General features: G+C 69.1%; 11 protein-coding genes. 10 read left to right on the forward strand and 1 reads right to left on the reverse strand.

Annotation, left to right across the window (positions count from 1 at the left end; translation table 11 throughout):
• Positions 1-218: 218 nt before the first annotated feature.
• The 7 genes from RTW82_RS06940 to glsB all read left to right on the forward strand — a co-directional run bounded on the left by RTW82_RS06940 (position 219) and on the right by glsB (position 9,450).
• Positions 219-308, forward strand: a complete 90-nt coding sequence (locus RTW82_RS06940) for a K(+)-transporting ATPase subunit F (protein WP_021220384.1) — start codon at positions 219-221, stop codon at positions 306-308.
• A gap of 8 nt (positions 309-316) precedes the next feature.
• On the forward strand, positions 317-2,014 hold the full coding sequence (kdpA, locus tag RTW82_RS06945) for a potassium-transporting ATPase subunit KdpA (protein ID WP_043245872.1): 1,698 nt from the start codon (positions 317-319) through the stop codon (positions 2,012-2,014).
• Positions 2,015-2,025: 11 nt separating this feature from the next.
• A complete protein-coding gene (gene kdpB / locus RTW82_RS06950; protein ID WP_021220382.1) occupies positions 2,026-4,083 on the forward strand; it encodes a potassium-transporting ATPase subunit KdpB in 2,058 nt (685 codons plus the stop codon).
• Positions 4,084-4,131: 48 nt separating this feature from the next.
• Complete coding sequence (kdpC, locus tag RTW82_RS06955; protein ID WP_316924659.1) at positions 4,132-4,683, forward strand: potassium-transporting ATPase subunit KdpC; 552 nt, start codon at positions 4,132-4,134, stop codon at positions 4,681-4,683.
• Positions 4,680-7,346, forward strand: coding sequence for a sensor histidine kinase KdpD (locus RTW82_RS06960; protein ID WP_316924660.1), 2,667 nt, complete (start codon positions 4,680-4,682; stop codon positions 7,344-7,346). Before kdpC ends, RTW82_RS06960 begins: the two co-directional genes overlap by 4 nt.
• A 123-nt stretch (positions 7,347-7,469) precedes the next feature.
• Entirely contained in the window at positions 7,470-8,162 is a 693-nt protein-coding gene (locus RTW82_RS06965) for a response regulator (RefSeq protein WP_021220379.1), read from the forward strand.
• Between the two features lie 379 nt (positions 8,163-8,541).
• Positions 8,542-9,450 (forward strand): glutaminase B, encoded by a 909-nt coding sequence (gene glsB / locus RTW82_RS06970; protein ID WP_316924661.1) that lies wholly within the window; start codon positions 8,542-8,544, stop codon positions 9,448-9,450.
• Position 9,451: 1 nt separating this feature from the next.
• On the opposite strand, the gene RTW82_RS06975 is transcribed toward glsB, so the two are convergent.
• Positions 9,452-10,474 carry a patatin-like phospholipase family protein gene (locus RTW82_RS06975; protein ID WP_021220376.1) on the reverse strand — a complete coding sequence of 341 codons (1,023 nt, stop codon included), beginning with the start codon at positions 10,472-10,474 and terminating at the stop codon, positions 9,452-9,454.
• A gap of 201 nt (positions 10,475-10,675) precedes the next feature.
• Between RTW82_RS06975 and RTW82_RS06980 the strand changes: the two genes are divergently transcribed.
• The 3 genes from RTW82_RS06980 to RTW82_RS06990 all read left to right on the forward strand — a co-directional run bounded on the left by RTW82_RS06980 (position 10,676) and on the right by RTW82_RS06990 (position 13,361).
• Positions 10,676-10,954 (forward strand): hypothetical protein, encoded by a 279-nt coding sequence (locus tag RTW82_RS06980; protein ID WP_021220375.1) that lies wholly within the window; start codon positions 10,676-10,678, stop codon positions 10,952-10,954.
• Between the two features lie 287 nt (positions 10,955-11,241).
• On the forward strand, positions 11,242-12,675 hold the full coding sequence (locus RTW82_RS06985) for an MFS transporter (RefSeq protein ID WP_316924662.1): 1,434 nt from the start codon (positions 11,242-11,244) through the stop codon (positions 12,673-12,675).
• A gap of 77 nt (positions 12,676-12,752) precedes the next feature.
• On the forward strand, positions 12,753-13,361 hold the full coding sequence (locus RTW82_RS06990) for a flavin reductase family protein (protein WP_043243263.1): 609 nt from the start codon (positions 12,753-12,755) through the stop codon (positions 13,359-13,361).
• Positions 13,362-13,950: the final 589 nt, after the last annotated feature.

Genomic DNA, 13,950 nt, shown 5'->3' on the forward strand with positions numbered 1-13,950 from the left:
TTCACTCTACCCATCCTACGGACTCGCCATCATTCGTAGGATGGGTAGAGCTCCGCGAAACCCATCGATGCAGGCATGCCAGGTCCCCGGGAGACCAGGAAAATCGCGTTCTTTACGCTTTCTTTATGCCCCGCCCCCGGTCCCCGTCTCGTCCCTTTACGCCCCTCCTGCCGAGAATTCCTCCAAAGCGGCGCAGTCCGCATACCGGAGCAACAGTCATGAGCATTCTCGACGGGTTGTCCCTGGCAATGGCCACGGGGCTTTTCATCTACTTGCTGGTCGCGCTGCTGCGCGCCGAACGCAGCTAGGGGGCGTCATGCAAGTACAGGACTACGGGCTGATTCTGGCCTTCTTCGTGCTGGTGCTGGTGCCAGCGCCTTTCATCGGCCGCTTCATCCATCGCGCGATGGAGGGGCAGCGCACCTTCCTCACGCCGCTCTTCGCTCCCGTCGAGCGTTTCTGCTACCGCATCGCCGGGGTCGATCCCCATAGCGAGCAGGACTGGAAGACCTACACCGTCGCGCTGCTGCTGTTCAACGCAGCCGGCCTGGCGCTGCTGTTCTCCATCCTCATGCTGCAGGGCATGCTGCCGCTCAATCCGCAGAAGCTGCCGGGCCTGGAATGGACCCTGGCGTTCAACACTGCCGTCAGCTTCGTCACCAACACCAACTGGCAGGCCTACAGCGGCGAGGCGAGCCTGAGCTATTTCAGCCAGATGGTCGGCCTGGGTGTGCAGAACTTCGTCAGCGCCGCCGTCGGCCTCTGCGTGCTGGTGGCCCTGGCCCGTGGCATCAGCCGTCGCAGCACCGACAAGCTCGGCAACTTCTGGGTCGACCTGACCCGCGGCACCCTCTACGCGCTGCTGCCGCTGTGCCTGTTGCTGGCGCTGTTCCTGGTCTGGCAGGGCGTGCCGCAGACCTTCCTCGACTACGTCAGCGTCCACACCCTGGCCGGCACCGACCAGGTGGTCCCGCTCGGCCCGGCGGCCAGCCAGATCGCCATCAAGCAACTGGGCACGAACGGTGGTGGTTTCTTCGGCGTCAACTCCGCGCACCCGTTCGAGAACCCCAGCGCCTGGAGCAACCTGCTGGAAATGGCGTCGATCATCCTGATCCCCGCCGCCCTGGTGTTCACCTTCGGCCACTACGTCAAGGATCTGCGCCAGAGCCGCGCGCTGCTGGCGACCATGCTGATCCTGTTCGTCATCGGCCTGGGCGTGACCCTGTACAGCGAGTTCCAGCCCAACCCGGCCCTGGCCGCGCTGCCCATCGAGCAGTCCGGTTCCTTGGAGGGCAAGGAGAGCCGCCTCGGCATCACCGCCTCGGCACTCTGGGCGGTGACCACCACGGCTGCGTCCAACGGCTCGGTGAACTCGATGCACGACAGCTTCAGCGCCATCGGCGGGATGATCCCGATGTTCAACATGATGCTCGGCGAGGTGATCTTCGGCGGCGTCGGCGCGGGCCTCTACGGCATGCTGCTGTTCGTGCTGATCGCCGTGTTCCTCGCCGGCCTGATGATCGGTCGCACCCCTGAATACCTCGGCAAGAAGCTGGAGGCCCGCGAGGTGCGCCTGCTGGTGGCGACCCTGCTGGTGATGCCGATCGGCGTGCTGGTGTTCTGCTCCCTGGCGGTGAGCCTGCCAGGCCCGGCAGCCTCCATCACCAACCCCGGCGCGCACGGTTTCAGCCAGGCGCTGTACGCCTACACCTCGGGCTCTGCCAACAACGGCTCGGCCTTCGCCGGCTTCGGCGCCAACACGCCGTTCCATAACGTCATGATCGGCCTGGCGATGCTGCTCGGCCGCTTCGGCTACATCCTCCCGGTACTGGCCATCGCCGGCAGCCTGGCGGCCAAGCAGCGCGCGCCGGTGGGTGGCAACAGCTTCCCCACCCACGGCCCGCTGTTCGTCACCCTGCTGACCCTGACCATCCTCCTGGTCGGTGGCCTGACCTTCCTCCCGGCATTGGCCCTGGGGCCGATTGCCGAACACCTCGCGCTGATCGGCCTTTAAGGGAGACCCGCATGAACGCCCCTATCCAGGCGCCGAAGAATGGCGCCAAGCAGCAACAACCCCGTACAGCCATTGCCGCGCTGTGGAAGCCGGCGCTGGTGCAGGCCTTCGCCAAGCTCGACCCGCGCCAGCTCAAGCGCTCGCCGGTGATGCTGGTGGTGGAACTGACCGCCGTGGTCACCACGGTGCTGTGCTTCATCCCCAACCCGGCGGTGTCCACCGGCCTGGCGGTGCAGATCGCCCTGTGGCTGTGGTTCACCGTGCTCTTCGCCAACTTCGCCGAGGCCCTCGCCGAAGGCCGTGGCAAGGCCCGCGCCGACAGCCTCAAGGCCGGTAGTCAGGGCCTCAGCGCCCGCCGTCGTGCTGCCTCCGGGCAGTTCGAGACGGTGGCCGCCAGCAGCCTGCGTCGTGGTGACGTGGTGCGCGTCGAGGCCGGTGAGCTGATCCCCGGCGACGGCGAGGTGGTCGAAGGCATCGCCGCGGTCAACGAGGCCGCCATCACCGGCGAATCCGCGCCGGTGATCCGCGAGTCCGGCGGTGACCGCTCGGCGGTCACCGGCAACACCCGCGTGGTCTCCGACTGGCTGCTGGTGAAGATCACCGCCAACCCGGGCGAGTCGACCCTGGACCGGATGATCGCCCTGGTGGAGGGCGCCAAGCGCCAGAAGACCCCCAATGAGGTGGCGCTGGACATCCTGCTGATCGGCCTGACGCTGATCTTCCTGCTGGTGGTCGCCACCCTGCAGCCCTTCGCCCGCTTCGCCGGTGGTGACCTGCCGCTGGTGTACCTGGTGGCGCTGCTGGTGACCCTGATCCCCACCACCATCGGCGGCCTGCTTTCGGCCATCGGCATCGCCGGCATGGACCGCCTGGTGCGCCTCAACGTCATCGCCAAGTCCGGCCGTGCCGTGGAGGCGGCGGGCGACGTGCACGTGCTGCTGCTGGACAAGACCGGCACCATCACCTTCGGCAACCGCCGTTGCAGTGCGCTGGTCAAGGCACCGGGCGTGAGCGGCAAGGAACTGTCCGACGCCGCACTGCTGGCATCGCTGGCCGACGACACGCCGGAAGGCAAATCCATCGTCGAGTACCTGCGCGCCCTCAGTGCCATGGTCGAGCCGGCTCGCGATGAGGTCACCGCCATCGCCTTCAGTGCCGAGACCCGCCTCTCCGGGGTGGACTGGAACGGCCGCAGCTACCGCAAGGGTGCGGTGGACGCGGTGCTGGCCTGGGTCGGCATGAGCCGTGCCGAGATGCCCGAGCAGCTGTCCCGCGAGATCGACCGGATCGCCCAGAGCGGCGGCACCCCGCTGCTGGTGGCGGCCGACGGCAAGTTGCTGGGCGGCATCCACCTCAAGGACGTGGTCAAGCCCGGCATCCGCGAGCGCTTCGCCGAGCTGCGGCAGATGGGCATCCGCACCGTGATGGTCACCGGCGACAACCCGCTGACCGCCGCCGCCATCGCCGCCGAGGCCGGGGTGGACGACGTGATCGCCGAAGCCACGCCGGAGAAGAAGCTGGCGCGCATCCGCCAGGAGCAGGGCGAGGGCAAGATGGTCGCCATGTGCGGTGACGGCGCCAACGACGCCCCGGCGCTGGCCCAGGCCGACGTCGGCCTGGCGATGAACGACGGCACCCAGGCCGCCCGCGAGGCCGCCAACCTGGTGGACCTGGATTCCGACCCGACCAAGCTGCTGGACGTGGTGCAGGTGGGCAAGGAGCTGCTGGTGACCCGTGGGGCACTGACGACCTTCTCGGTGGCCAACGACGTGGCCAAGTACTTCGCCATCCTCCCGGCGCTGTTCGCCGGCATCTACCCGCAACTGGGCGTGCTCAACCTGATGCAGCTGCACAGCCCGCAGAGCGCCATCCTCTCGGCCATTGTGTTCAACGCGCTGATCATCATCGCGCTGATCCCCCTGGCCCTGCGCGGGGTGCGCGTGCAAGCCGCCGACGCCGCCAGCCTGCTGCGCCGCAACCTGCTGATCTACGGCCTGGGCGGGCTGGTGGCGCCCTTCATCGGCATCAAGCTGATCGACATCCTGCTCACCGCCCTGCACCTGGTCTGACGCCTTTCCCCTCTCCACGGAGAGGGGACTTAATCCGAGGAACTGAATATGCTTACGCAACTCCGTCCCGCCCTGAGCCTGCTGGCCCTGATGACCCTGATAACCGGCGTTGCCTACCCGCTGTCCGTCACCGCTGTCGCGCAACTGGCCTTCCCGGCGCAGGCCAACGGCAGCCTGGTGCGCGACGCCAAGGGCGATGCACGCGGCAGCCTGCTGCTGGCGCAGCAGGTGGAGGGGGCCCAGTGGTTCCAGCCACGCCCCTCGGCCGGTGGCTATGCCACGGTCGCCAGCGGTGCCAGCAACCTGGCGCCGAGCAACCCGGCGCTGGCCGAGCGCATTGCCAAGGACGCCGCCGAGCTGGGCGCGCTGGGGCAGGGCCCGGTGCCCGTGGCCCTGGTCACCACTTCCGGCAGCGGCCTCGATCCGCACCTGCCGCTGGCCGCTGCGCGCTACCAGATCCCGCGCATCGCCGAGGCGCGGGGCATTCCCGCCGCGACCCTGGAGCGCCTGGTGGAACAGCAGGCCGAGCGCCCGCTGATCGGGCCAGCGGTGGTCAACGTGTTCGCCCTCAACCTGCGACTGAACGAGATGCCTGAATGAGTGATGCCGGCCGTGCCGATGCGTTGTTGGCCGAACTGCCGCGCGAGGGGCGCGGCCGGCTGAAGGTCTTCCTCGGCGCCGCACCGGGCGTGGGCAAGACCTTCGCCATGTTGCAAGCCGCCCAGGCGCAGTTGCGCCAGGGCGTCGACCTGCGTGTCGGCGTGGTCGAGACACACGGCCGCGCCGAGACCGAGGCGATGCTCACCGGGCTGCCCCAGCAGCCGCTGCGGCGCCTGGAATATCGGGGCGTGCCGCTAACCGAGATGGACCTGGACGGCATCCTCGCCGCGCCGCCGAAGCTGGTGCTGGTGGACGAGCTGGCCCACAGCAACGCCCCCGGCAGCCGCCACGCCAAGCGCTGGCAGGACGTGCAGGAGCTGCTCGCGGCCGGCATCGACGTCTACACCACCGTCAACGTCCAGCACCTGGAAGCGCTCAACGACCAGGTGTTCGACATCACCGGCGTGCAGGTGCGCGAGACCCTGCCGGACTGGGTGCTGCAGGAGTCCGACGAGATCCTCCTCGTCGACCTGCCGCCCCGCGAGCTGCTGGAGCGCCTGCGCGAGGGCAAGGTCTACGTGCCCGAGCAGGCCCGCGCGGCCATCGACGCCTTCTTCTCCCAGACCAACCTAACCGCCTTGCGCGAGCTGGCCATGCAGACCGCTGCCGCGCGGGTCGATGCCGATCTCAACCGCCGTTACCGCCAGCAGGGCCAGGAGGCGCCGACGGTGCGTGGCCGCCTGCTGGTGGGCGTGGACGGCAGCGAGCAGGCCGAGCGCCTGGTGCGCCACGCCTGCCGCGTGGCCGAGCGCCGCCACCTGCCCTGGAGCCTGGTGCACGTGGACACCGGCGGCACCCAGAGCGAGGAGGCCCGTACGCGCCTGCAGGCGGCCCAGCAACTGGCCGAGCGCCTGGGCGGCGAAGTGGTGACCCTGCGCGCCGAGGGCGTGGCCAGTACCCTGATCGAACACGCCAACGAGCGCCGCGCCAGCTTGCTGCTGGTGGGCCGCAGCCGCCAGCGCCTGCGCCGTCGCTGGCTCGGGCGTGGCGTGGCGGAGCGCCTGCTGCGCCAGGCCGAGGGGCTGGAGATCAGCGTGCTGGACACGGACGCCGACGCGAGCGCCCCCAGCGCCCGGTCGCGTCACCCGGTGCCACTGGCCGACTACGGCATGGCCCTGGGCGCCGCGCTGGCGGCCACTGCCCTGGCCTGGGGCGCCTACCAGGTGCTGGCGCTGCCGAACATCTCCCTGGTGTTCCTCGCCGCCGTATTGCTGGTGGCGGTGCGCAGCAGCCTGGGCCCGGCACTGCTCTGTGCCGGTGTATCGTTCCTGGCCTACGACTTCCTGTTCATCCCACCGACCTTCTCCCTGACCATCGCCCGCCAGGAAGACGTGCTGACCCTGCTGTTCTTCCTGCTGATGGCCGGGCTCACCGGCAACCTGGCCTCGCGCCAGCGCCGCCAGTTGCAGGCCCTGCGTGCCACCCAGACGGAAACCACCGCGCTGCTCGACCTCTCGCGCAAGCTCACCGCCGCCACCGACCGCCAGGCCGTGCTCAGCGTCGCGGCACAGCAGTTCATCCCCTGGACCGACGTCGAGGTGTGCCTGCTGGCGCGCAGCCGTGACGGCGTGTGGAAGGTCGAGGCCGGCGTGCAGCGCCTGCTGGCCGACCAGGAGCGTGCGGCAGCGGAGTGGTCCTGGCAGCACGATCAGGTGGCCGGGCTCGGCACCGGCACCCTGCCCAGCGGGCGCTGGTGGTGGCTGCCGTTGTCCGGCGAGGAGGGCCCGCTGGCGTTGCTCGGGGTCAGCCCGCGCGACGGTGCACCGTTGCCCGCCGAACGCCGCCGATTGCTGTCCGCCCTTGGCCAGCCCCTGGCCCAGGCGCTGGCACGCGCACAGCTCGCCGAGGACCTGGAGGCTGCGCGCCTGCATGGCGAGACCGAACAGCTGCGCAGCGCGCTGCTGGCCTCCGTGTCCCACGACCTGCGCACGCCGCTGACCGCCATGCGCGGCTCCATCGACAGCCTGTTGGCCCTGGGCGAGGCGATCCCCCTGGAGGACCGCCGCGAGCTGCTGGAAGGCACACGGGATGAGGCCGAGCGCCTCGACCGCTACATCCAGAACCTGCTGGACATGACCCGGCTCGGCCACGGCGGCCTGAAGCTGGCCCGCGACTGGGTCGCCCCGGTGGACATCGTCGCCAGCGCGCTGCAGCGCCTGCGTCCGGTGCTGGCGCCGCTGAAGGTGGAGACCGAACTACCCACCGAGTTGCCCCTGCTCTACGTCCACGCCGCACTGATCGAGCAGGCGCTGGTCAATGTGCTGGAGAACGCCGCGCGCTTCTCGCCGACCCAGGGCCGCCTGCGCGTGGCGGTGACGGCCGACACCGAGGAGCTGCGCTTCGCCGTCAGCGACCAGGGGCCCGGCATCCCGGCCGCGGAGCGGGAGAAGATCTTCGACATGTTCTACACCGCCGCCCGTGGCGATCGGGGCGGGCAGGGCACCGGCCTGGGCCTGGCCATCTGCCAGGGGATGGTCGGCGCCCACGGTGGCCGGGTGACGGTGGGCGAGGGGCTGGACGGCAAGGGCACCACGCTCACCCTGCACCTGCCGCTGCACCCGCAGCCGGTGCTGGAGGAGGAGGCGGGTGATGGCCCGCTGTAGGGGCGAATTCATTCGCCATGCGGACCGCAGGACCGCCGCGTGCGACCCGGTGCGGCGTTGCCGCCCTGGGCGAATGAGTTCGCCCCAACACGATGCGGTAGCCAACGGATTTCGAAGGACAAGATGACGACCAACCAACCAACCCTCCTGGTCATCGACGACGAGGCGCAGATCCGCAAGTTCCTGCGCATCAGCCTCGCGGCCCAGGGCTACAAGGTGCTGGAAGCGGCCAACGGCGCCGAGGGCCTGGCCCAGGCGGCGCTGGCGCGGCCGGACCTGGTGGTGCTCGACCTGGGCCTGCCGGACATGGACGGCAAGACGGTGCTGGCCGAACTGCGCGAGTGGTCGACGGTTCCGGTGCTGGTGCTCTCGGTGCGCGCCAGCGAAGGCGAGAAGGTGCTGGCCCTGGACGGTGGCGCCAACGACTACGTGACCAAGCCCTTCAGCGTGCAGGAGTTCCTCGCCCGGGTGCGCGTGCTGCTGCGCCAGGCCGGTGGCGGCGAGCAGCAGGAAGCGGTGGTCGAGAGCGGCCCGCTGAGCGTCGACTTCGCCTACCGCCGGGTGACCCTGGACGGCGCCGAGGTGGCGCTGACCCGCAAGGAGTACGCGGTGCTCGCCCAACTGGCGCGGCACCTGGGGCGGGTGGTGACCCAGCAGCAACTGCTCAAGGACATCTGGGGCCCGACCCATGTCGAGGACACCCACTACCTGCGGGTGGTGGTCGGCCACCTGCGGCAGAAGCTCGGCGACGACCCGACCGAGCCGCGCTTCATCGTCACCGAGGCCGGGGTCGGCTATCGCCTGCGCGAGGGCTAGCAGGATTCACTTCATGGGTTGGCGCCGAGCCTGCAAGGCCCAACGCCGCCAGGCGGTGCCCTCACCAATGAGGCCCCACTTTCGTAGGAGCGAGCTCTGCTCGCGAAGCTTCACGACGGGCGTGATGGCGGACGCTGCGTAGGGTGGATGGCGCTTCCTGCATCCACCAATCGGTGCCTCACCTCACGCATTCCCTGAGGGCGAACGCCTTGTCGAGCGTGCTTCAGCCCACTGCTCTGCTTCGACGGTGCCTTTGCCGCCTGGCCCACCTTCACCCCCCATTGCGAGCTGCACCTCATCTGCCTGTGTTGCGCAACGCGAATCCGTCGTCTAGCGCTTAATCCAGGCGCCTGGCGCCATTCGTTGCCGGAAGGAAGACATGCAACAACTGCTCGACGAAATCCTCGATGAGGTCCGCCCGCTGATCGGGCAGGGCAAGGTCGCCAGCTATATCCCGGCGCTGGCCGGCGTGCCGGCGAACCAGCTGGGCATTGCGGTGTACAGCAATGAGGGCCAGCTCTATTGCGCCGGTGACGGGCACACGCCGTTCTCAATCCAGAGTATTTCCAAGGTGTTCAGCCTGGTGCAGGCGATCCAGCATTCCGGCGAGGACATCTGGCAGCGCCTGGGCCACGAGCCCTCCGGCCAGCCGTTCAACTCCCTGGTGCAGCTGGAGTTCGAGCGGGGCGTGCCGCGCAACCCCTTCATCAACGCCGGGGCGCTGGTGATCTGCGACATCAACCAATCGCGCTTCGCCGCACCGGCGTTGTCCATGCGGGACTTCGCCCGGCGCCTGAGCGGCAACCACTACCTGGTGGCCGACGAGGTGGTGGCGCGCTCGGAGTACCAGCACCGCGCGCGCAACGCCGCAGCGGCCTACCTGATGCAGTCCTTCGGCAACTTCCACAACGATGTGGAGGCGGTGCTGCGCAGCTACTTCCACCACTGCGCGTTGCGCATGAACTGCGTGGACCTGGCCCTGGCCTTCAGCTTCCTGGCCAACGACGGCGTCAGCCCCCACAGCGGCGAAACGGTGCTCAGCGCGCGGCAGACCAAGCAGGTCAACGCGCTGATGGCCACCAGCGGGCTGTACGACGAGGCGGGCAACTTCGCCTACCGCGTCGGCCTGCCGGGCAAGAGTGGGGTAGGGGGCGGCATAGTCGCGGTGGTGCCGGGGCGCTTCACCGTTTGCGTGTGGTCGCCGGAGCTCAATGAGTCCGGCAACTCGGTGGCGGGGATGGCGGCGCTGGAGAAACTCTCCGAGCGCATTGACTGGTCGATCTTCTGACTCAGTCCTGCTCGTACTTCTCCAGGGTGTCGCGGGCGATCTGGCGGCCCAGCTGGATCAGCTCCGGCGCCTTGTAGAACTCGAAGAAGCGGCACACGCGCTTGGGCACGTTGATCAGGACGTCCGGCGGGTAGCCGGCGATCTTGTACTGCGCCAGGGACGTCTGCATCACCTCGAAGCTCTGGTTGACCAGGTCCAGCAGCGAGGCCGGGCCGACGCTGGCGACCACCTGCGAGCCGCTGGCCGAGCTCGGCGCGCCTTCCTTCTGCGGTGCCGCTGCGGGCTGCTGGGCGCCGGGCTCCGCCGAGTCCTCCACCCAGGGATTGGCGATGGGCGCGGTAGCGCCTTCGAGCAGCAGTTCCTCGTCGATGCCGCGCTTGCGGAAGGGCAGGCGCTCGCCGAGGGAGCTCATCATCTGGTCGATGCGCCCCTTGAAGGCCGGCGGGCGCTCGATCACCGGCAGCTGGTACTGCTTCTGGTTGGTGGAGTTGAGGTTGACGGCGATGATCAGGTCGCAGTGGCTGGAGACCACCGGCACGATCGGCAGCGGGTTGAGCAGGCCGCCGTCCACCAGCATGCGCGAGCCCTGCATCACCGGGGTGAACAGGCTGGGGATGGCCGCCGAGGCGCGCATGGCCTGGTGCAGGCAGCCTTCCTGGAACCAGATCTCCTGCTGGTTGGTGAGGTCGGTGGCGACCGCGGTGTAGGGGATCGACAGGTCTTCGATGTCGATGTCGCCGACGATTTCGCGGATGCGCCCGAATACCTTCTCGCCCCGGATGGCGCCGAGGCGGAAGCTGACGTCGAGCAGGCGCAGCACGTCGAGGTAGTCCAGGCTTTCGGTCCACTCGCGGTACTCGCGCAGCTTACCGGCGGCGTAGATGCCACCGACCACCGCGCCCATGGAGCAGCCGGCGATGCAGGCGATCTCGTAGCCCCGCGCTTCGATCTCCTCGATCACGCCGATATGGGCGTAGCCCCGGGCTCCCCCGGAGCCGAGGACCAGTGCGACACGCTTACTCATGGCTTCACCTTTTCCTACATAAGGCGCAGACGATACCTGTGGGAAAGGGCGAGGCCAAGTGAGTGCGGGCGCCGCTGTAGCCGTAATGCAACGGCGGGCTGCAAAGCTGCTGAGCAGGGCACGGCGCGGAATTTTTCCGGTTCCGTACCGTCTTAACCAGCATTAGACTCATGGCCATTTCACATCCCGAGGAGAACCCCCATGAAAGCCTGGATCAGCCTGCCCCTGATCGTCCTCATGCTTGCAGGTTGCGCCGCCAAGACGGCTTACCGCGACAGCTGCGCCAACCAGCTGGACGCGGCCTGGAAGGAACTCGACCTGGCCAAGGCCGAGGGCTTCTCCGGCACCGTCAGCTACTCCAAGGCGCTGAGCCTGCTGACCGCCGCCAAGACCCAGCAGCAGTTCGAGGGTTTCCAGGGCTGCACCGAGAAAGCCGACAAGGCGCGCTTCTACATCCGTGAGTCCCGCGCCGGGCGCTGATTCGCCAGGCCGTGCAGAAGCCGGGGCATGCCCCGGCTTTTTTGTGGGCGCTCGCAGGGCGGGTCTGTCACAGGGGCCGTTCATGAATCGTCATGCCCACTAGCCTGGGTCATTCCGCCCCCCGTAGCCCGGGCTTCAGCCCGGGAACCCCGGTGTGCTCGCCCTGAGAGCGACACCTGGATAGCCAATCCTTATCCCCTTTATCAAAGAAATTTCTTGTTTAATTGGCCGTTGCGCTCCTAATATCCAAGCTGTTTCTTGCATAAATAAATCCGGAGAGATGCCTGATGGACACCACTGCCTCCCTCGATTCCCTGCCCACTGCCAGCTGGGGCGAACTGTTCAGCGGGCGCAACGGCCTGATGGCGGTGGCGCTCACCGGCGGCGTCGCCTTGCACGCCATCAACGTGCACATCGTCACCACGGTGCTGCCGTCGGTGGTGCGCGAAATCGGCGGGCTCGACTGGTACGCCTGGAACACCACGTTGTTCGTGGTGGCCTCCATCGTCGGCGCGGCACTGGCCTCGCGCCTGCTCGCCGGTGGCGGCCCGCGCGGTGCCTGCCTGGCGGCGCTGGCGTTGTTCGCCCTGGGTTCGGTGGGCTGCGCGGCGGCGCAATCGATGCCCTGGATGCTCGGCGCCCGGGCGGTGCAGGGGCTGGGCGGCGGCCTGCTGGCGGCCCTGAGCTATGCCTTGATCCGCGTGGTGTTCGCGCCCCCGCTGTGGCCCCGCGCCGTGGCGCTGGTATCCGGCATGTGGGGCGTGGCGACGCTGTGCGGCCCGGCCGTGGGTGGCCTGTTCGCCGAAGCCGGGCACTGGCGCTGGGCCTTCTGGTCGTTGCTGCCGGTGGCGCTGGCCCAGGCGCTGTTGGTGCTGGTGCAGCTGCGCCCGCGTGCCGATGCCGCCGAGGCCGGTGCGGTGCCGGGAATTCCCTTCGTGCAGATCGGCCTGTTGGCCGCCTCGGTGCTGGCGGTGGCGGCGGGCAGCCTGTCGCCGCTGCTGCCGTTGCAGGCGCTGGGCGTGGCCCTGGGGCTGGCGCTCGGCGCGGCGGCCCTGGTCTGGGATCGCCGCGCCAGCGTTCGCCTGCTGCCGTCCGGCGGCGCTTCCCTGGCCACCGCGCTGGGCGCCGTGTACGCCTGCGTGGCATTGCTGCTGGCGGGTACCACCACTGAAATCTTCGTGCCCTATTTTCTCCAGGTGCTGCATGGCCAGTCACCGCTGGTGGCGGGTTACCTGACGGCGGCCATGGCCGGCGGCTGGAGCCTGGGGTCGCTGCTGTCCTCAGGGCGCAGCGGTGGCGATGCGGCGCGCCTGTTGCGCGGTGGGCCGGTGCTTTGCGTGGTCGGCCTGCTGGCCCTGGCGGGGCTGATCCCGCTGGCCGGTGAGCTGGACTATGGGCTGCGCACCCTGCTGGTGGGCCTGGCGCTGGCGGCGGTGGGCGCGGGTGTGGGCATCGGCTGGCCGCACCTGCTGACCCGGGTGCTGGAACTGGCCCCGCGCGGCGAGGAGAACGCCGCCTCAACCGCCATCACCACCGTGCAGCTGTATGGCATGGCCGTCGGTGCGGCCCTTGCCGGCCTGGTGGCCAACGCCGCCGGGCTCAGCGTGCCGGGTGGCGTGGCCGGTGCACAGTCGGCGGCGATCTGGCTGTTCGCCGGGTTCGCCCTGGCACCGCTGCTGGCCGCCCTGTTGGCGCGTCGCGTGATCGGGGGCGCCCATTAGACGATCGCCGACTTTCCACGCGGGGGAGGGCACGGGGCATAATCCGCCCATCCCCCTCCCGCTTCCCGGAGCCACCGATGCAGCTCGACTTCACCACCCTCAGCCCCCTCGACGCCTACCGCTGGCTGGCCTCCACCGTGACGCCGCGCCCCATCGCCTGGGTGTCCAGCCAGGCGGCGGACGGCACCCAGAATCTGGCGCCGTTCAGCTTCTTCCAGGTGATCAGCGATGCGCCGCCAACGCTTATGGTGAACGTCAACAACCGTGCCGATGGCAGCCTCAAGGACACCCTGCGCAACGTCCAGGAAACCGGGCAACTGGTGATCCAGCTGGTGTCCCAGGCCTTCGCCGAAGCGATGAACGCCAGCTCCGCACAGCTGCCGAGCGAGGTCAGCGAGTTCGAGGCCTGCGGCATCGCCACCGAGCCGTCGCTGCGGGTGGCGCCGCCCCGGGTCAAGGGCGTGCCGGTGGCCTTCGAGTGCGAGCTGGTGGAGGTACAGCCCTACCCGCGGGAGAACCCCAACTGCCACCTGATCTTCGCCCGCGTGCTGCTGGCCCATATCGACGAGGCGGTGCTCAACGAGCAGGGCCGGGCCGACCCGCACAAGCTCGACCTGGTGGGGCGCCTGGGCGGCAGCGCCTACGTGCGCACCCAGGACACCTTCAACCTGGTGCGCCCGACCTGACCCAGGGGGGATTCTGGCGCCGGCTCCCCGGCGCCTGCTCTGAAAGCGACCTCCGCATAGCTAAAACCTCCATTCGGCCGACCCCTGGCAGGGTTATGGCTTGTCGCCAGTACCGTCTCACTCCTAAGTTCGCGCTGTTGTTCCGGCGACGCGTGGCGCGCCGCTGGTCACCCGGTGAGGAGGAGTCCCCATGGCATCGGTTCTGCAACGTGGTATCGCCAGCCTCGGCACGGCGAAGAAGCTGACCTTGGGCTTCGGCGTGGTGCTGGCGCTCACCGCCGTGGTGGCCGCCACCGGCTTCTCCGCGCTGCGCGGTGTGGCCGCCGGCGCCAGCCTGCTGGAGCGTACCGATGCGCTGGAAGGCGAGGTGCTGCGCATCCGCCTGATCGAGAAGGATTACGCCCTGACCGGCGACGCCAAGCAGGCCGAGGCGTTGCACCAGGCGACCCAGGCCCTGCAGGAGCACGGCCAGGCGCTGGCGGCGGACCTCGGCGATGCCAGCCGGAAGGCCCTGGGCCAGGTGGACCAGGCGGTAACCACCTACCGCGCGGCCTTCGACCGCTACGTGGAACTGACCGACAACATGCGC

The organism is Pseudomonas sp. zfem005, assembly GCF_032621735.1.
GTDB classification, from domain to species: Bacteria; Pseudomonadota; Gammaproteobacteria; order Pseudomonadales; family Pseudomonadaceae; genus Metapseudomonas; species Metapseudomonas solani.